This is a genomic window from Methylobacterium sp. DB0501 (assembly GCF_011043735.1).
Taxonomy (GTDB): domain Bacteria; phylum Pseudomonadota; class Alphaproteobacteria; order Rhizobiales; family Beijerinckiaceae; genus Methylobacterium; species Methylobacterium alsaeris.
The window spans coordinates 260,490-277,477 of sequence record NZ_JAAKGV010000008.1 but is presented as its reverse complement, the minus strand read 5'-3'; the positions used below and the strand labels follow the sequence as shown (position 1 = coordinate 277,477).

Below are 16,988 nucleotides of genomic sequence, written 5' to 3'. Positions count from 1 at the left end.
CCCATGCGTGACGTGCGGGCACCATGCCGGCATGCAGACCGAAACTGAACGCACCCGCTGGGCCGCTGCCTTCGCCGACCAGTTGGCCGGATTCGCGCCCGGCCCCTATCCGGAAGCGCCCGAGGAGGCGCCGGCCCGGCTCGCCTCTCCGGCGACGCGCCTCAAGCGGTCCCAGGAGAACGCCAAGGCGCGCGCCCAGCGCGCCCGCGACAAGGCAAAGCGGGCCGCGGAGCTTGACGCCGCCATCGCGCAGGGCCTGAGGTCGATCCTCCGCCAACGCCGGGTCTACGAACGGATGCGGGACGGCGAGGAGCTTTCGGGCATCGCCGTCCGCGTCGAACCCATTTTTGCCGAGGGGATGCGGTACCTCGTCGAGCACTGCGAGTGGGAGCGTCCGCTTGCCTCTCGCGCCCTCACGGCCCGCCTGCTCCGCCCGGCCAAGCCACCGCCGGCATAGGCGTCACCGACGCACTGCCTTCGAGGCCGCCCCATCCCGGGCGGCCTTTTTCATGCCCGGCGCCGTGCCGTTCGCGGCTCCCCCGTTCCGTGCGCCTCGCCTGCCCGGGCATCACGTACGAAGAAGTAACGGAAGCGCTACTGCCAGGAGAGAAGGCACCCCGAGAGCACGTTTCCCCCTTCGGGCCAGGAGGTTTTTCACCGAGACCACAGCCTCTTGGCGCGGGACTCTTGGCGAAGGATTCGAGAGCTGCGATGTCAGGCAGGCACACCGCTCCGAGGAGGCCCGCCATGTCGTATCACCGCAACGCCCATGACGTCGCTGGCGCCTTCGACGGCGCCATGCAGGGGCTTGCCATGGGCCTCGGCGCGGCCCTCGTCCGGGACCGGGCGATCCGCCGGGAGCGGGACGCCATGCTGGCCGAGGACTACCGCGCCATCGCGGCCCAGGCCCGCGCCGCCCGCCTGACCGTCGCCCGGGCCCGGCAGGACGCCGCCCGCCAGGCCGAGGCCGACGCCCATCGCGAGGCCCGGGACCTTGCCGCCGCCGCGCAGGTCGCCCTGCTGCGCCGCCGCATTGCGGAGCGCGCCTCCGCCGCGTGATGCCACCATGGCATTAGCGCAGCATGCCGTAGCATGCCGCGGCAAACATCAAGCCCCCGGACGCCCTATTCTGGCCCCGGGCATAAATAAGCCCGCCTAGGGATGACCGGGGCGGGCTTCGCGTTTGGGCGGCAGCGTCAGCGAGCGAACGCCGCCTTGCGGGCTTCTTCGAGGCCCGCGTTCTCGTCCACACGGAGGAGCGGAACCGCCGCCCGCTCGGTCTCGGCCACGAGCCGCTTGATCTCGGCGCCCCAGTACGCGTGCGGGCTGCCGGCCTGCGGGAGCGACCGGATGGGGTTGTACCCCGTCAGGTGGCGGCCGATGCGGTCCGGCGGGAAGGCCGCGAGGCGAAGGCCCTCGTCCGGCGTCAGCTTCTCCAGGTAGGAGATGGCGGCCTGATCGAGGATGCCCTTTCCGGCGTCGCGGTCACCGGCGAGGACGTGCAGGGCGGCGGTGCCCCACTCCCAGTCGGGCGTGCCGACGGGCGAGGAATCCTTCGCCTTTGCCGGGGCGGCCTTGGCGGCGGCGACTTCCTGCGCCGCGGCTGAGATCTCCGCCGCGGCTTGGGCCTGCGCGGCGGCCGCGCCGCCACCGGCACCGCCGGCGACGACTTCGCGCATGATCCAGCGGCCGCCCTCCCAGACGAGGCGGGGGACGAGCGTGATGGCGGCGAGGGCGAAGCGGGCGACGCTGGCGAGGAACTTGAGCATGACGGTCTCCTGACTGTGGGGATGCTGCGGGGTGGGGCGGAAAGGGACTAGCGGGTGACGCCGAGCTCTCGGGCCTCGGCGTAGGTGACGTTGCGGACCCACGCGAACCGGCCTTGGACGCGCTCGCAGACAACATGCGCTAGGCCGTCGTCGTCAGTCGGGTAGGCGCCGTCGGCCTGCCAATCGTGGCCGGGCTCGGCCACGATTCGCTTGAGCTCGTCGGGCCAGCCCGCGGCGACGACGGCCGCGCGGTACCGGCGCTCCGGGGCGCCGGTAGGATCGACCAGGTCCTCGGCCTCCTGCTCGGACACGCTGACGAGGGCGCCGCCACGGATGACGGCGTGGCCGTCCCGTGTCGCGACGACGGTTTCCTCGGGCGGCAGGGCTGCGAGGCGCTCGACGCGGCGGAGGCGGCCAAAAACGCCCCCCCGCATCTCCACGCTCCATAGTCCGGTCTCTCCCATGCGCCCCTCCTCCTGTCCGCCGATCTGCGGACAGTCTGATTCTCCCCCTCGGCCCGGAAAGCCGCAATGCCCGGAAGCCGACTTTTTTTGACTTTCTCAAGATGTCGTGGGGCGCCCCAAAAGATACCTAACTCGACTTAGCTTCCCAAAACCGTACAAATCGATGCTGCAGCGCAGCAATTCGCGATTTCGGCCCTTGCGCGGGAAACGGCGAGTGTAAAATACCCCCGCAGATCCGCGGATTCGCGGCCGGGTGGGGACAAGCAGTGACTCAATACGTGGAAGAACGCGCCGTCCTGGCGCGGCTGGAAAGTCGTGTCCGAGACGCGGGCAGCGCTCAGGCGCTCGCCGAGAGCGTCGGCCTGTCGCCGCAGCACCTGTCGGACGTGCGCCGAGGGCGGCGGTCGGTGACGGGGGCGCTCGCCGAGGCGCTCGGCGTCCACGTGCGCCGGGTCTACGTCGAGGGGCCGCGGCCGCCGGAGCCCGTCGAGCTCGTCGGTGCCGACGGCGAGGTCCTCGTCAGGGCGGAAAGGATCTTCTCATGAGCCGCCGCAGCCACCGCATCGATGACTGCCACGCCGTCGCGGACGACCTGGAAGGCAAAGTCCGCGTCCGCCCGTCCCCCGAGCAAGTCGCACGCCTTTGGGATTCCCATCATGGCTGGGAAGCCGTGATGGAAAGGTGGGGCTGGATCGGTCGTTGGAGCCTGGAGCACATGGCGGTCCAGGGCCGCCGGCTCATCCGTGCCCGGGCCGGTGACACCACCGCCCGCAGCACGCGCCGTGCGACGACGCCCGAGCAAGATGCCGCCGCCTACGAGGCCATCCAGCGCATGGGCGTCTGCCGGGCGGCTGAGGCGACCGGCCTGAGCATCGCGGTGATCTATCGCCTGCTTCGGGAGCGGGGCGTCGAGCAGTCGCCCGTGCTGCCGGCGGGAGAGCGCGCCAGGGCGACCCGCGAGGGGATGGCCCGGGCCAGGGCGGCGAGGGCCGCGGCATGAGCCGGCGCGACCGCGACTTCGACTTCGATTCCCGGCAGCGGGCGGAAGAGCAGGCTGCCGAGGATGCCCTGCACGCCATGACGACGTTCCTCTGTCGCGGCTGCGCCGAGGAGCACGACATCGAGGACCGCGTGGTCTTGAGGGCGCATCCCGAGATGCCGACGCTGTGCTGGATCTGCGCCACGTACCCGGGCGTCGGCGGCGGGAGGACGTATCCGTGAGCATCTTCGACCAGTACCAGACCGAGCGCGAGTTCGACGTCGAGATCGAAGGCATCCGCTACGTCGGCAATGTCGAGGTCACATACGACATCGTGCCAGGCGAAGACGTCTCAGGTCGCCCGCGGCCTCGGTTCGAGTTCTTCCCGTTCGGCAACGTCGTCGTCGAATGGATCGACGACGATGAGGGTCCGGGATTGCTCCTGGACGACGACCCCACCGCGGTCGCGCTTCTGGACGTGCTCGACACCCCGGCCGAGCGCTACGAGATTGAGGTCCAGCATCGATTCCCCGCGGAGGAAGGCGATGCCTAGGCCGGTCGCCCGCCCTCTCCTCGTCGATGGCCTCAACTCCCTCGACGCCGCCGAGCTCCGCAAGAGGCTCTCCCTGGCGATGGCCGTGGTCCGCGCCGCCTCCATCGAAGGCGGCGGCGTCCGGTCGCTCGATAGCGCGATCCGCCGCGCCCAGGCCGACCTCGCCTCCGCCTCGCGTCTCGCCATCCAGGATCTCGCGTACGCCCTGGCGGACCACGAACGCGGAAGCGGCCGCGGGCCGCCGCCGGACACGCCCCCGGTGGCAGCCATCCATCCCGCCCGCCTTCCGCGTCTCACTCCGAGGACCCCATGACCTCTCGCCATCCGCCCGTCAGCCACATCGCCGGCGTCCTCGCCGCGCAGGAGAGCCGCATCCCGTCGCACGAACTCGCGCAGGCCATCATGGACCGCCTCACTCGCGAGGGATTCGCCATCGTGCCGGCCGACGGCGACACGGCCGCCGCATGGAAGGCCTTGGCGGAACTCGATGAGGTCCTCACGCTGCCGGGCACGCCGGAACTCGTCGCGGGATTCGCCCAGCAGCTTGAGATCGAGGACGACCAGGATCTGGCCCGCGTCTGCGGCCGCGTCCGCGCGCTGCTCGACTACGGAGCCGCACCGTGAGCGCCGTCGTTATCGTGGAGTGCGGGCGCGAGACCCGCACTGCCTTCGTCTCCGAGCGCGACGCAAACGGGGACGAGCGCACCGAGGCCGCCGCTTCCATCATCGCGGGCTTCCACGTCGACGGCTACATCCTGGCCACCGGCCCGATGCCCGACGGCGACGTGGCGCCCGCCCTATGGCCGTTCCCCCTGAGCAAGACCCTCGACATCCATACTCAGATCGCCCGCTTCCCGCGGCGATTGGGCAGCGGACTGCATTCCGAGCGAGCCGCGGTGTTCAAGGCCATCCGTGGGACGGTCCGGACCGTGACGCCCTCCGAGATCGACGCCTACCTCGGGCGCCCGCCCGCTGCGGCGGCCAAGCCGGTTCGCCGCAGTGCCTCACCGCCGGCGCGCCCGAACGCCCCCATCCAACTCGCTCTCTTCTAGGAGCCCGCCCGTGTCGCACCTGCGCCTCGTCCCCGATTCCCCGCCGCCCGCGCCCGAGCCCGAGATGCCCCGGGCCTACGCGCCGCCCCCGGCGCCGGCCCGGCTTCCCTCGGCGGCGTTCCATTCCCATGGGCGCCGCCTCGCGCCGTCCCGGTCGGAACCCGACAAGCCGGTTCCGCCTCCAGGCGGGCGGGCGCACATCACGGCATGCTGGGACGACCTCGACGTCGAGGAAGCGGTTCTCGCCGGGTTGGAGCGCCTCACCCGCGGGCGAGAGCTTAAGGACGAGATGGGCCGTGCCATCGAACGCAACGAGATCCAGCGCCACGCCGGCCTGCGCGCGGCGGGGCTCGCCGGCCTTCAGGCGCGGATCAAGCCCCACCTCAGCGGCAGCCATCCATGGGTCGAGCAGGCCCGCGAGCTCGTCGAGCGCCTCGCCGCCGAGGAGGCCTATTGGATCTCGGTCGAGGGGAGGCGCCGGTGACGACGTCGCACGCCGAATACGCCCGGACCTGCCTTGAGCGCGACGACGACGGCCCGCCGCCCGGCCTGCGCATCCTGTCCGAGCGCCGGCTCGTCGCCCGCGTGGCGCACGACTGCGACGGCTGCAACGAGGCCGGCGGCATCCGGCCGGATGTCCCGTACGCGCAAGTCGTAGAGCTCGAAGGCAGGCGTTTCGCCATCCGCCGGTACTGCCTCAACGGCCGCTGCCGGCCGGATGACGAGCCCGTCCCGCCACGCAGGTCGGAACCCGAATGGGCCCCCGACGAGCTTCCCTTCTGAACCTTCCCCGCAACCCCGGTTTCCCCGAGCGGACCATGGACTACATCGACGAACTTCGTGACGGCGCTGGCGAGCACTTCAAGGAGTGGCTCCGCGCCCTCGCCGCGGGGGAACCATCCGCCCGTGCGGCCGCATGGGGCCTGCGCCTCAGCCTCGGCGGCCTATCGCCTGCCGACGCCCTGGTGCGCGTCGCCGAGGGCATGGAGCGATATGCCGGCCATCATCGCGTCCTCTACGCCGCGGCCGTAGCGGGCGGCCCGTACGACGACGCCGACGCCATCGAATCGGTGATGGAGACCGTCGAGGCCATCCTGTCCGACCTGGCGCTGCCGAAGTTGGCTCACGAGGCGACCCGGGTCGCGCGCATCGTTAAGCGCATCCGCCGGGGCGACTGGTCCGAGGTTGACATCTCCTGGCTCCAGGAGCGCGCAGCCCTGATGTCGGACGCCGAGATCCTGAGCATGGCGCCCTTCGACGGCGAGCGCCTCACGGAGATCTCCCGCCACGTCGCGCGGGCCTCGACGCCCCAGGTCGACCACTGGACGCGCCGGGAGATCCCCGTGGGGCAGCGGCACCTCGTCCTGCGGGAGTCCCTGCGCGGCCGGGAGCATGCGACGCGGCACTCGCTGCTGTCGGCGTATCTCCACGTCGTCGCCGGCGACGGGGGCGCGACGGAGTTTTTGTCGGCCTGCGACGAGCACGTCGCCCTGGCAAGTTAACTACTTCTTAACCAAACCAGAGACATCCACTTGCATCCGGCGCCCGGATGTAGCGTTAATGATTGACGACAAGAGTCTTGGCGGGCGCCCTCGCGCCCCCTGGACTTCCCGATGTTTGACGCCTTTTCTCCTGCGCATGGGGCAACCCGCCCCGCGTGGGACTTTCGTCATGGGAAATGGAAAGGTGTTCGGGCCGGTATGGCCTGACAAGGGCCTGGAGCAGGCCAAGACTCAGTGGGCGAAGGGGGAAAAGGCCCTCGGGCTGCGCCCCCTCGCGGTGGGGTGGTACGTCCTCCGCCACCTGCAGGAGCGCGACGTCCGCAACTTGCGTCGCGCCATGAAGATCGCGGCGCGCGACGAGGACGATGAGTGGAACATCGACCTCGGGAATGCCGGCTACGGGCTGACGGTAGTCGAGGGCCAGGCCATCACGACGGAACACCTCGCCCTGATGCTCGAATACCTGGCCATGGCCAGGGTCGAGACGCAGATGGACGCGGATGACTGGTACAACATCCTCCGGGGCGCCTTCGGGCAGGGGCGTGCCTTCGAGGTGGCGCGCATCTACGCCCGTGCGACCGGCCTGGACGACAAGATCCTCTTCCACGAGCTGATCGGCGACGAGATGCGCGAGCGCCTGCGCGTGCAGCGCCAGGTGCTCATCGATTCGGGCTATCCGGCCCCGGTGGCATACGCCCGGCCGGCGCTGCACCGGTACCGGCCGGACGCGCCCGAGCTCGCCGAGCCGGCGCAAGAGCAGATGCCCCTGTTCGGGGGCATCGAGGGCGCAGCCCGGGAGGACGGGGGCGGCGAGGGCTAGTCCCCCTCGGCCTCCAGGGCACGGGCGAGCCGGATCTCCTCCGGCTCCTCGGCCACGCCGGCAAGGCGCTCGCGGATCTCGTCGAGCGTCACCGGCCGGTAGGCCCACGCGTCCACGCCGACGTCGCAGGACTGCCGGGTCGGCGGCAGCGTCCCGTGCGTGTGCCCGTAGAGGTGGAGGGCGCCGCGCCAGACGCCCGGCCAAGCCCGCGCCGCATAGTGGCAGAGGAACAGGCGCTGCCCGTCCACCGTCACCTGGACGAGGTCGTGCTGGCTCGACCACGGCAGGTCGAGCACCCGCTTAGCGTCGTGGTTCCCCCGCACGAGATGCTTGACCCCGTGCAGCCGGGCGAAGATCGCGGCGCACTCCGCCGGGCTCGAACCCATGGCGAAGTCGCCGAGGTGCCAGACGGTGTCGCGCGGGCCGACGACGGCGTTCCAGGCGTCTACCAGGTCGCGGTTCATCTCGGCGACGTCGGCGAACGGCCGGTTGCACATGCCGATGACGCCGCGGTGGCCGAAGTGGTGGTCGGCGGTGAAGAAGGTTCGGTTGGTCATGAAGGCAGCCTCCGGTCTGGGGGCTGCCGCCGCGCGGTCACGCCCCGGGATGGGTCTCGGTCGGGTAGGGGCGTATGCTCGGTTTCACGGGTCGCTCCATCGCGTCGGTGTCCCGGGATCGCAGCTCGGGAATCCCCCGGTCAAGCGTCGTCGCCCGACACGGTTAACGGAAATCCAGGCCGGTCGGGCGGCCTGCGGCCCCCGAGCTCGGCGAACCTCGCCCGGCACCAGGGCAGATATTTTCCCGGGCGCCTGGCGTGCCACGGCGCCGGCCACCGGCACCGGACAAGGGCGGCTAGGACGTCCTCGGGGGTCGCCCGTGGCCCGAGGCGCGCGGTCAGCCTCTCGACGCAGTAATCCCCCCGCCGCCCCGGGCACCAGGGGCAGACGAGCCGCACCCGCCGGTAGGGGAACTCGCCCAAGCACCGCGGTACCCGCATCCTGCCCCCCGTCGACCCGATCCTTCCGTTCACTATCTGTTCGCTTTGGCGAAGGGGTCAATGCCGAGCCCGCTCGATGTCGGGCGAGTTATCCCGGGTCCGTCGCTGCCGGCGCGTCCTTCGCGGCCCGCTTCCGCTGCCGGTGCGTGCGGCCCTCCGCGTACTGCGCCGCCGCCACTTTCCGCAGCCGCGCCTTGTCCGCCTCGGGGTCGACGCCGCGCTGCTCGGCCCGGCGCCGGACGAGCTCGGCCTTGAGCTCCTCCCTTGGCAGGAGGACGGCGGCCGCGGCGGCTGGCTCCAGAAACCGCTCCCACGCCTCCATGACCGGCTTCTTGAACCCGAGGAGCTCCGCCTCGGTGTAGCGCCTGGTCATTCCGTTCGCTTGCCGGACGGTCTCAGTCTCGTCGCTGTGGTCGAGGATGTAGCCGACGAGGGCCACGTGGACGCCACCCCGCTCCTGAACGGTCGACGAGAGGCCGCGGCGCAGGTCGTGCGGCGAGCTCTTCGAGCCCGGGATGGCGGTGATGGTGTGCGTGAGCGTGTCCTCGGCGATGTGGCCCATGGGCCGATTCGAGCCCACTTTCGCCGGGCGTTGTTGCGGGAAGGCCCATCGCTGGTCCTCGCCGTATTCCAGGCGGTGCCACGCCAGGTAGGCCGTGAACGGGCCCCACGCGGCAGGCGGCAGGGGGATGACGTGCTCCTTGCCCTTCTTGCCGCTGGGCTTCCGGTGCCAGCACCGCCACAGCCCCCAGCCTGGCTCGCCATCCCATGGCTCGAAGTCATCGCGGTAGGCCGTGACGATGGACATGCGGCGCTGCCCCGTCCAAGCTGTTAGCTGCACCGCCGTGCCGACGGCGGGATTCAGCACGCCGCACCGCGCCGTGGCCAGGATGAGGGCGCATTCATCCAGAGGCGGGAAATGCTGCCGCCCCTTCACGCCGACGAGCCTGGGCGCCTTCAGCCGGTCCATGTCCGTCGTCTTGATGCCCGAGGCTCGCTCACGGTCGGGAGTACGCATCCACCGCCATAGCATGCGGACCTTCCTGACGACGTCGGCGGCCTGGGTACGCTTGCCCGCCTTCCGGAGCTCCTCGACTTCCTGTGCGATGCTGGAAGGGGTGATGTCGACGACCGCCTTGTCGTCGAACGCCCTCAGCGTCGGGCATCGGAGCGTCTTGCGATAGTTGTCGACCGTCGCCTGCGCGTAGACTCCCTCGCTGCACTCTGCCTGCGCCCACGATAGGTAGGCCTCGCAGGCCTGCGCGTAGCTCCACGTCGTCACCGGCGCCTGCCGGGGCATGACCTCGGGGACGTAGGGCCCCGCATCGGCGGTCTTGCCCTTCTTGCGCGCGTCGACGTGCAGGAAGGCTTGGCGCTTGAGCTCGATCCATTCCTCGCTCGGCACGCCGTTGCCCGTCGCGACATGCGAGAGGATGGCGGTGCAGACCAACCTGGCGTGCGCCAGGCTCCATGCGTCCGCGCGCCCGATCCGGACGCGGTACTCCCGTCCGGCGTGCTGGACCCGGGCGAAGTATGTCGGGCCGCGGGGCTGGACGCGGAGGCGGAGCCCCTGGTGCCGGATGTCTGTGATCTCGGTGGTCCCCTTCAGTTCTCCGGACCTCCACAACTCCATGAGCTCGGCTACGACATTGTCGTGGAGCGGCATCTTGTGCGACCGGTTCTTCGGTTCCGGCTTCGGCGGCGCCGGCGCCCAGGCCGTCCCGGCGAGCGCATCCTCCACGGGGACCGGCGCCGGGGGAGGTCCTCCGCCCCATACCGACGCTGCGCTCTTCCGCTTCCTTCCCATGGCCGGCCGTCCGAGTTCGCCTCTTCCGGCCGATTCGTAACTCGGACGGTATTCGGACGGCCAGGGACTTCGTCCACCGGCAAAACGGGGATCCACCGCCAAAACCGTATCACCCCCCTGGGCTTGGCGTTTTCGACCCCTCTCCAAGGGGGAAAGTGCGAGGTAGCGGAAACGCTTGACCGCGGGCCGAACCCGTGGCTTTTGGGGGTCGTTGGCGCCAGACTCCGTAGCTCAGCTGGATAGAGCAGCCGCCTTCTAAGCGGCAGGTCGCAGGTTCGAGCCCTGCCGGGGTCGCCAATCGCGCCCCAGGCGCTACAACCCTCGAGGTGGCGCGCCGGGAAGAGCGACGCCCTCCGGGAGGGATCGGCATGGCGAAGGTCGCGATCGTCGGGTGCGGGGCCATGGGCTCGGTCTATGCGGCGCTGATGGCGTCGGCCGGGCACGAGGTCCACGCCGTCACGCTCTGGGCCGACCATGCGGCGGCCATGCGTGGGCGCGGCCTACGGGTCGAGGGTGCCAGCGGCGACCGGACCGTGCGGCTGGCGAGCGCCGGCACGACGACCGAGGGCATCGGCCCCTGCGATCTCGTCATCATCGCCACCAAGGCCTTCGACGTCGCGGCCGCCGCCCGGACCTGCGCGCCGCTGATCGGCCCCGCGACCGTGGTCCAGACCATCCAGAACGGCCTCGGCTCGCCGGAGGTCGCCGCGGAGGTCGTCGATCCTGGCCGGATCGCCGTCGGGGTGGTCGGCGGCTTCGGCGCCTCGATGCGCGGGCCGGGCCACGCCCACCATAACGGGCTCGAGATGATCCGCTTCGGCGCCTTCGCGGGCTTGCCCCGGGCGGAGCTGGAAGCCTCCGCGGCGATCTGGGAATCCGCCGGGTTCAAGGTCAGCCTCTTCACCGATCTTAGCCGGATGGTGTGGGAGAAGCTGATCATGAACGTCACCTTCTCGGGCACCACCACGCTGACCGGCCTCACCATCGGCGGCGTGATGGCCGATCCGGAGGCCTGGCGGGTGGCGCAAGGGTGCGCCGAGGAGGCGATCGCGGTGGCGGCGGCGATGGGCATCGCCCTCGATGTCGGCGATCCGATCGCGCATATCCGCCGGCTCGGCGGCAAGATCCCGGAGGCCCGGCCCTCGATGCTGCTCGACCACCGGGCCGGGCGCCGCGGCGAGGTCGAGGCGATCAACGGCGCGATCCCGCGCCTGGGCCGGCGTTGCGGCGTCCCGACCCCGGTGAACGACACCCTGGTCGCCCTCGTCAAGGCGCGCGAGGCCGCCTTTCCGGCGCCGGCCGACCCGACCGTCACCCCGGTCTGATCGGGGACTTCAGCCCTCGACCGCCCGGTCGGTCTCGGCACGCCAGGGCAGGCTCGCCTGGCTGCCCCGCCGGCCGCAGGCGAGGGCCGCCGCCGTGCTCGCCCGCTCCATCGCCGCCCGCAAAGGCGCGCCGCGGTCGAGGGATGCGGCCAGCACGCCGACGAAGCAATCCCCCGCCGCCGTGGTGTCGACCGGGGTGATCGCCCGGGCCGGGACGTGCCAGGCTCCGTCCGCGGTGGCTGCTTCCGAGCCGGCCTCGCCGAGGGTGCGCACCACGTCGATGCCGAGCGCCGCGTGGAGGGCCGTCGCCTCCGGCGCGCAGCCGAGCCGGGCGGCGGTCGCCTCCGCCTCGTCCTCGTTGACGACGAGGAGGCCGGCGAGCTGCAGCGCGCCCAGGTCGAGCGGCAGCGCCGGGGCGAGGTTGAGGAGGCTGCGCACCCCGAGCGTCCGGGCCCGGCGCAGCAGGGCGGCGGTCTCGGCCGGGTCGACCTCCATCTGCAGGAGCAGCGCGGTCGCGCGGGCGAGGTCGTCGTCCGCGATCTGGTCGGCCCGGGTCCGGGCATTCGCGCCCAAAGCCACCACGATGCGGTTGCGCCCCTGTGCGTCGATCCAGATCGAGGCGCAGCCCGTCGCGGCCTCGACCCGGCGGACCCGGCCGAGATCGGCCCCCGCCTCGCGCAGGCCCGCCAGCGCCACCTCGGCGAGGGCATCGTCGCCGACCGCGCCGACCATCGCGACCGCGGCCCCGTCGCGGGCGGCGGCCACGGCCTGGTTCGCGCCCTTGCCGCCCGCCTGCACGGCGAGGTCGTCGGCCAGCAGGGTCTGGCCCGAGCGCGGGACCTGGGCCAGGCGGAAGATCAGGTCGGCGTTGAGGGAGCCGAAGCAGACGATCAACGGGATTCTCCGGCAAGGGTGGGGGCATCGATCGGGCCGCCCGGAACAGGGGCCTCGGGATGAGACCGCGGATGGGATGGAGGAGGCATCCGTCGCCTCACGCAACGCCGTGAGGCAGCCTCCTCACACCACCTTCCCCGGATTGAGCACCCCGTCCGGATCGAGCGCCGCCTTCAACCGCTGCATCAGGGCGATCTCGGCCTCCGAGCGGACATGGCCGAGCCACGGCTTCTTGGTAAGCCCGATGCCGTGCTCGGCCGAGACGGTGCCGCCGAACGCGCGCACGAGGCCGTAGACCACCTCCTGGATCACATCCTTCGGCTGCGGTTGTGCGCCCTTCAGGCCGGCGACGATGTGGAGGTTGCCGTCGCCGATATGGCCGTAGAACAGCGCGAAGGCGCCGGGCAGGCGCTCGGCGAGGGCGGCCTTGCAGGCGCGCACGTAATCGTCCATCGCCGCCACCGGCAGGCCGATGTCGAACGGCTCGTGCGGCCCGAGCACCTGCGGGAATTCCGAGCAGGCGTCGCGCACGCCCCAGAACGCCTTCACGTCGGCGACCGAGCGCGACAGGACCGCATCGGCGAGCAGCCCCGCCTCGGCCTGCCGCTCGAGCCAGGCCTCGAAGCGCGGCGCGTCGTAGGTCTCGTCGGTGCCCTGCGCCTCGATCAGGCAATAGGCGGCGTGGCCGGAGCGCAGCGGCACCCGCACGCCCGGCATGCCCTCGATCGTCCCCCAGTAATCCGGCCACATCACCTCGAACGCCGACAGCATCGGGCCGAGGCCCCGCCGGGCCGCCGCGAGAAGGCCGACCACCGAGTCGTAATCCGGCAGCGCGCAGAGCGCGGCAAACGTGCAGGCCGGCTTCGGGAAGAGGCGCAGCACCAGCCGGGTGATGATGCCGAGCGTTCCTTCCGAGCCGATGAACAGGTGCTTGAGGTCGTAGCCGGCGTTGTTCTTGATCATGGTGTTGAGGGCGGTGACCGTGCCGCCGTCGGGCAGGACGACCTCCAGGCCCAGGATCATGTCCCGGGTCATGCCGTAGCGGATGACCCGGTTGCCGCCGGCATTGGTCGAGGCGTTGCCGCCGATGGCGCAGGAGCCCCGCGCCCCGAGATCGAGCGGGACCAGGAAGCCGGCCTCGTCGGCGGCCTGCTGCACCACCTGGAGGGGAGTGCCGGCCCGGACCGTCATGGTGGCGGAGGCCGGGTCGATCGCCTCGATCCCGGTCATCCGCTCCAGCGAGAGGGCGACCGCGCCGGGAATCGGCCGCGCGCCGCCGCACAGGCCGGTGAGGCCGCCCTGCGGCACCACCGGCACGCCGTGGGCCGCACAGATCCGCATCGCGGCGGCGACCGCCTCGGTGGTGGCCGGCCGCACCACGGCGAGCGGCGCCTGGGGCCCGAGGGTGCTCCAGTCGGACTCGTTGCGGGCCGGCCGGTCGGCACCGGCGAGCACCGTCCTGGTCCCCAGTTCCGCCACGAGGGCGGCGATCGCCGCCTCGCCGCGCTCCGTGTCCGATAGCGCCGTCATCCGCTCTCTCCTCCCCGGGGGCGGCGTGGATCGCCGCTCCTCGCGATGGCCGCCGCTTTACCTCACGCCGCGGCGGCGCGGGAGAGGCCGGCGATCTCGGCCGCGATGCGCTGGCCGATCCCCGCCTCGGCGGCCACCAGCGGCGCACGCACCCGGCCGAAGGCGGGTTCGCCGGTCATGGCGGCCATGGCCGACTTCAGCACCGGCACGAACGGGCCGCGGATCAGGCCGATCGCCGCCCGCATCGGCTCGGCGGCGGCGGGATTGGTGAACATCGCCCGGACCAGCTCGGGGACGAGGTTGGCCATGCCGCAGATCGTGCCGGCCCCGCCCTCGGCCAAAGCCCGGCCGATATCCGCCTCGTTGCCGACGCAGACCGCGACCTCGGGCGCCGCCGCCCGGAAGGCCTGGAACTGGGCGAAGTCGCCCGAACTGTCCTTCACGCCGGCGACGAGGCGGCCGTAACGCGCCCGCAAGGTCGCGACCGCCGCGGGCGGCAGGGCGACGCCGGAGGTCTGCGGGATGTGGTAGAGCGTCGCCCGGAGGCGGTCGTCGCCGACGCCGTCGATATAGGCCGCGAAGGCATCGACGAGGCCGGCCTCGGTCACGTCGCGGTAGAAGTAGGGCGGCAGCACCAGGGCATGGGCGAGGCCGAGCGAGAGGGCCGCCTTCGTCAGCGCGACCGCGTCGGGGATCGCCGGCATGCCGGCGCCGAGGCCGATCCGCGCGGCCGGGATGCCGGCGGCGAGCAGCGCCTCGACCGCGGCGAGGCGCTCGGCTGCGGAGAACGAGGTGCCCTCGCCGGTCGTGCCGAACGGCACCACGCCGTCGCAGCCCCGCTCCATCAGGAACTGCACGTGGCGCACGAGGGCGCCGTGATCGACCGCGCCGGTCGCGTCGAGCGGCGTGGCGAGGGCGACCCACAGGCCGGTGATGGGGTTGGTCATGCGGTCCTCCGGGAGGGCGCTTCGCGCCCGTCGTTGTTGAGAGGTTCGGGCGCTTCGCGCCCGTCGTTGTTGAGAGGGTCGGGCGCCCCGCGCCCGCCTGTTTCAGGGGATCCCGGCGCCTCGCGCCGGTCGGCGTCGCGTCCGGTGTCGAGGCCGAGCGCCCGGCGGCGCGAGGTCTCGAGGTGGCGCCGCAGGGCCGCGGCGGCGGCGTCGGGGTCGCGGTTCTCCACCGCCGCCAGGATCGCCGCGTGCTCGGCGAAGGCCGGCGGCAGCACCTCGGGCGAGAGCGCGACGCGGCTCTGCATGATGACCCGGATCCGGATCAGGTTGACCCGGTGGATCTCCGAGACGAGGCCGTTGCCGAGATGGGCGACGATCGCATCGTGAAAACCCCAGTCGGTCGCCTGCGCCTCCGCGATCAGCGCCTCGGTGACGCCGTCCGCGGCCTGCGCGCTGACCCGGTCGTGTGCGGCGCGGTGGGTGGCGACCAGGGAGGCCGGCGCCGTGCGGGCGAAATGCGCCACCGCCGCGGTCTCGATGATCTCCCGGAGCTGGAACGCCTCGTGGACCAGCCGCAGGTCGACCGCGGCGACCTGCAGCCCGCGCTGCGGCAGGGTCGAGATCAGCCCGTCGGCCTCCAGCCGCGGGATCATCTCGCGCACCGCGCCGAGGGGCAGGCCGGTAAGCGCCACCAATTCGCGCTGCGTCACGAAGGAGCCCGGCGCCAGCCGCCCGTCCAGCAATTGCTGGACGAACGCGTCATAGGCTTGGTCGCGCTGTTTCATGTCACTCGTCTCTCATTGACATGTCAGTCTGTCAATCGCTAAAGGTTCGCATAACACGCAGTGATCGGGCAGTGCGCGGAGGCCGGTTCGGCCGGCGCGGGGACCGCCCGGCGAAGACGTGGCGAACCGGGCAGCCGGTCCGAGGAGGAAACATGACGATGGTGCAGCGCGCGACAGCCCCCGGTCGTTCCCGCAAGCGGGCAGGACGGCGCGGACGGATCCTCGCGCTGGCGGGCGTTCTGGCGAGCCTCCTCGCAGGCCCGGCCGCGGCCGAGGGGTTCGACTGGAAGCGGTACGACGGCCAGACCATCAACCTCGTCCTCACCAACCACCCCTGGAGCAACGCCATCCGGGATATGGCGCAGCAATTCACCGACAAGACCGGGATCAAGCTGCGCATCGAGATCCTCAACGAGGACCCGCAGCGTGCCCGCCTCAACACGCTGCTCCAGGCCAAGTCCGCGGATATCGACGTCTACGTCTCGCTCAAGATCCGCGAGGGCGCAGTCTACAACAAGGCCGGCTGGTATGCCGACATCGCGCCGATGCTGAAGGATCCGGCCCAGACCGCGCCGGAGTTCAGGATCGAGGATTTCGGCGCCGGCCTGATCCGCAACGAGACCTTCGGGGGCAGGCTCACCGGCCTGCCGATCAACGTCGAGGGGCCCTTGTTCTACTGGCACAAGGACATCTTCGCCAAGTGCAACGTCGCGGTGCCGGAATACCTCGAGGATATTCTCGACGCGGCGCGCAAGATCAAGGCCTGCGATCCCGCGATCAACGCCTGGGCCGCCCGCGGCGTGCGCAACGCCGTGCCCTACCCGATGGCCGCCTTCGTGTTCAACAGCGGCGGCGGCTTCAAGTCGGTGGACGGGACCAAGCCCGGCCTGTGCCGGCCGGAATCGGTCGCGGGGCTGACGCTCTACACCGACCTCCTCAAGGATTACGGCCCGGTGGGGGCCACCAACCACAGCTTCCCGCAGGTCGTCGAGCTTCTGGGCCAGGGCAAGGTCGCCATGACCCACGAATCCTCGAACGAGTTCTCGAACATCATGAAGTATCCGGGCCGGGAGGACGATCTCGGGGTCAAGCTGCTGCCCAAGGGGCGTGCCAGCGGCGTGTCGCAGCCGATCGGCTTCGGCTGGGGCCTGTCGATCTCCGAGTATTCGCGCCGCAAGGGGCCGTCCTGGACCTTCCTGCAATGGGCGACCTCGCCCGAGGTGCAGGCGGTGCTGGTCGATCGCGGCGTCGCGCCCTCGCGCAATTCCGTCTTCGCCGGCGAGGGGATGCGCGCCTGGGCGAGCCAGAAGCCGGTCCGCCGGGAATGGGTCGACGCGGTGAGCGAGATCAGCCGCCGCGGCACCGGCGACTACGCCTCGCCGACCGACCGTGTGCCGGAAACCCGAGAGATCATCGGGCGGGCGGCGCAGGAGGTCGTGCTGGGCCAGAAGACGCCCCAGCAGGCCGCCTGCGACGCCGACGCCGCCCTGCTCAAGCTGCAATAGCTCACACGTCGACAACTCCCCGGGTCGTCCCGGGGCCCGCCGAAGGCGAGAACCCGGGA

The 16,988-nt window shown here is 71.5% G+C and carries 23 protein-coding genes and 1 tRNA gene; 16 read left to right on the top strand and 8 right to left on the bottom strand.

Annotated elements, in window-relative coordinates; translation table 11 throughout:
- Positions 1-31: 31 nt before the first annotated feature.
- Positions 32-457 (top strand): hypothetical protein, encoded by a 426-nt coding sequence (locus G4G93_RS14430; RefSeq protein WP_099955999.1) that lies wholly within the window; start codon positions 32-34, stop codon positions 455-457.
- 290 nt (positions 458-747) lie between these two features.
- Positions 748-1,059: a hypothetical protein gene (locus G4G93_RS14425; RefSeq protein WP_099955998.1), complete on the top strand. Its 312-nt coding sequence runs from the start codon at positions 748-750 to the stop codon at positions 1,057-1,059.
- A 137-nt stretch (positions 1,060-1,196) separates the two neighbouring features.
- Here the strand turns inward: G4G93_RS14425 and G4G93_RS14420 are convergent, their stop codons facing one another.
- Together G4G93_RS14420 and G4G93_RS14415 are read right to left on the bottom strand one after the other, a co-directional pair.
- On the bottom strand, positions 1,197-1,769 hold the full coding sequence (locus G4G93_RS14420) for a hypothetical protein (RefSeq protein WP_099955997.1): 573 nt from the start codon (positions 1,767-1,769) through the stop codon (positions 1,197-1,199).
- A 47-nt stretch (positions 1,770-1,816) separates the two neighbouring features.
- Positions 1,817-2,233, bottom strand: a complete 417-nt coding sequence (locus G4G93_RS14415; RefSeq protein WP_099955996.1) for a hypothetical protein — start codon at positions 2,231-2,233, stop codon at positions 1,817-1,819.
- A gap of 266 nt (positions 2,234-2,499) precedes the next feature.
- On the opposite strand from G4G93_RS14415, the gene G4G93_RS14410 reads away from it, so the two are divergent.
- The 11 genes from G4G93_RS14410 to G4G93_RS14360 all read left to right on the top strand — a co-directional run bounded on the left by G4G93_RS14410 (position 2,500) and on the right by G4G93_RS14360 (position 7,139).
- Entirely contained in the window at positions 2,500-2,778 is a 279-nt protein-coding gene (locus tag G4G93_RS14410; RefSeq protein ID WP_099955995.1) for a helix-turn-helix domain-containing protein, read from the top strand.
- Entirely contained in the window at positions 2,775-3,233 is a 459-nt protein-coding gene (locus G4G93_RS14405; RefSeq protein WP_099955994.1) for a hypothetical protein, read from the top strand. Before G4G93_RS14410 ends, G4G93_RS14405 begins: the two co-directional genes overlap by 4 nt.
- Entirely contained in the window at positions 3,230-3,454 is a 225-nt protein-coding gene (locus G4G93_RS14400) for a hypothetical protein (protein ID WP_099955993.1), read from the top strand. The genes G4G93_RS14405 and G4G93_RS14400 overlap by 4 nt, the downstream gene beginning before the upstream one ends.
- Positions 3,451-3,765, top strand: coding sequence for a hypothetical protein (locus G4G93_RS14395; RefSeq protein ID WP_099955992.1), 315 nt, complete (start codon positions 3,451-3,453; stop codon positions 3,763-3,765). Before G4G93_RS14400 ends, G4G93_RS14395 begins: the two co-directional genes overlap by 4 nt.
- Positions 3,758-4,078, top strand: a complete 321-nt coding sequence (locus G4G93_RS14390; protein ID WP_099955991.1) for a hypothetical protein — start codon at positions 3,758-3,760, stop codon at positions 4,076-4,078. The genes G4G93_RS14395 and G4G93_RS14390 overlap by 8 nt, the downstream gene beginning before the upstream one ends.
- Positions 4,075-4,389 carry a hypothetical protein gene (locus G4G93_RS14385; RefSeq protein WP_099955990.1) on the top strand — a complete coding sequence of 105 codons (315 nt, stop codon included), beginning with the start codon at positions 4,075-4,077 and terminating at the stop codon, positions 4,387-4,389. Before G4G93_RS14390 ends, G4G93_RS14385 begins: the two co-directional genes overlap by 4 nt.
- The gene (locus G4G93_RS14380) at positions 4,386-4,817 is read left to right on the top strand and encodes a hypothetical protein (protein ID WP_099955989.1); all 432 of its coding nucleotides are present in this window, start codon (positions 4,386-4,388) and stop codon (positions 4,815-4,817) included. The genes G4G93_RS14385 and G4G93_RS14380 overlap by 4 nt, the downstream gene beginning before the upstream one ends.
- A 10-nt stretch (positions 4,818-4,827) precedes the next feature.
- Entirely contained in the window at positions 4,828-5,301 is a 474-nt protein-coding gene (locus G4G93_RS14375; protein WP_099955988.1) for a hypothetical protein, read from the top strand.
- Positions 5,298-5,600 carry a hypothetical protein gene (locus G4G93_RS14370; protein WP_099955987.1) on the top strand — a complete coding sequence of 101 codons (303 nt, stop codon included), beginning with the start codon at positions 5,298-5,300 and terminating at the stop codon, positions 5,598-5,600. The genes G4G93_RS14375 and G4G93_RS14370 overlap by 4 nt, the downstream gene beginning before the upstream one ends.
- 35 nt (positions 5,601-5,635) lie before the next feature.
- Entirely contained in the window at positions 5,636-6,319 is a 684-nt protein-coding gene (locus tag G4G93_RS14365; protein WP_099955986.1) for a hypothetical protein, read from the top strand.
- Positions 6,320-6,488: 169 nt separating this feature from the next.
- Entirely contained in the window at positions 6,489-7,139 is a 651-nt protein-coding gene (locus tag G4G93_RS14360) for a hypothetical protein (RefSeq protein ID WP_123834460.1), read from the top strand.
- Here G4G93_RS14360 and G4G93_RS14355 read toward each other — a convergent pair.
- Entirely contained in the window at positions 7,136-7,696 is a 561-nt protein-coding gene (locus G4G93_RS14355) for a metallophosphoesterase family protein (RefSeq protein WP_099955984.1), read from the bottom strand. The genes G4G93_RS14360 and G4G93_RS14355 overlap by 4 nt on opposite strands.
- 528 nt (positions 7,697-8,224) lie before the next feature.
- Entirely contained in the window at positions 8,225-9,877 is a 1,653-nt protein-coding gene (locus G4G93_RS14350; RefSeq protein ID WP_099955983.1) for an integrase family protein, read from the bottom strand.
- A 286-nt stretch (positions 9,878-10,163) separates the two neighbouring features.
- Here G4G93_RS14350 and G4G93_RS14345 point away from each other — a divergent pair.
- Together G4G93_RS14345 and G4G93_RS14340 are read left to right on the top strand one after the other, a co-directional pair.
- Positions 10,164-10,240: transfer RNA gene (locus G4G93_RS14345), tRNA-Arg, on the top strand.
- 71 nt (positions 10,241-10,311) lie between these two features.
- Positions 10,312-11,268, top strand: coding sequence for a ketopantoate reductase family protein (locus G4G93_RS14340; RefSeq protein ID WP_165085061.1), 957 nt, complete (start codon positions 10,312-10,314; stop codon positions 11,266-11,268).
- A 9-nt stretch (positions 11,269-11,277) separates the two neighbouring features.
- On the opposite strand, the gene G4G93_RS14335 is transcribed toward G4G93_RS14340, so the two are convergent.
- From G4G93_RS14335 to G4G93_RS14320, 4 genes are all read right to left on the bottom strand, one after another.
- A complete protein-coding gene (locus G4G93_RS14335; protein WP_165085060.1) occupies positions 11,278-12,162 on the bottom strand; it encodes a PfkB family carbohydrate kinase in 885 nt (294 codons plus the stop codon).
- Between the two features lie 123 nt (positions 12,163-12,285).
- Positions 12,286-13,692: an FAD-binding oxidoreductase gene (locus G4G93_RS14330; RefSeq protein ID WP_165085059.1), complete on the bottom strand. Its 1,407-nt coding sequence runs from the start codon at positions 13,690-13,692 to the stop codon at positions 12,286-12,288.
- Between the two features lie 62 nt (positions 13,693-13,754).
- Positions 13,755-14,639 (bottom strand): dihydrodipicolinate synthase family protein, encoded by an 885-nt coding sequence (locus tag G4G93_RS14325; RefSeq protein ID WP_165085058.1) that lies wholly within the window; start codon positions 14,637-14,639, stop codon positions 13,755-13,757.
- Positions 14,636-15,424, bottom strand: a complete 789-nt coding sequence (locus tag G4G93_RS14320) for a GntR family transcriptional regulator (protein ID WP_165085057.1) — start codon at positions 15,422-15,424, stop codon at positions 14,636-14,638. Before G4G93_RS14320 ends, G4G93_RS14325 begins: the two co-directional genes overlap by 4 nt.
- Before the next feature lie 152 nt (positions 15,425-15,576).
- Between G4G93_RS14320 and G4G93_RS14315 the strand changes: the two genes are divergently transcribed.
- Positions 15,577-16,929 carry an ABC transporter substrate-binding protein gene (locus G4G93_RS14315; RefSeq protein ID WP_246736763.1) on the top strand — a complete coding sequence of 451 codons (1,353 nt, stop codon included), beginning with the start codon at positions 15,577-15,579 and terminating at the stop codon, positions 16,927-16,929.
- The last annotated feature ends 59 nt before the right edge of the window (positions 16,930-16,988 follow it).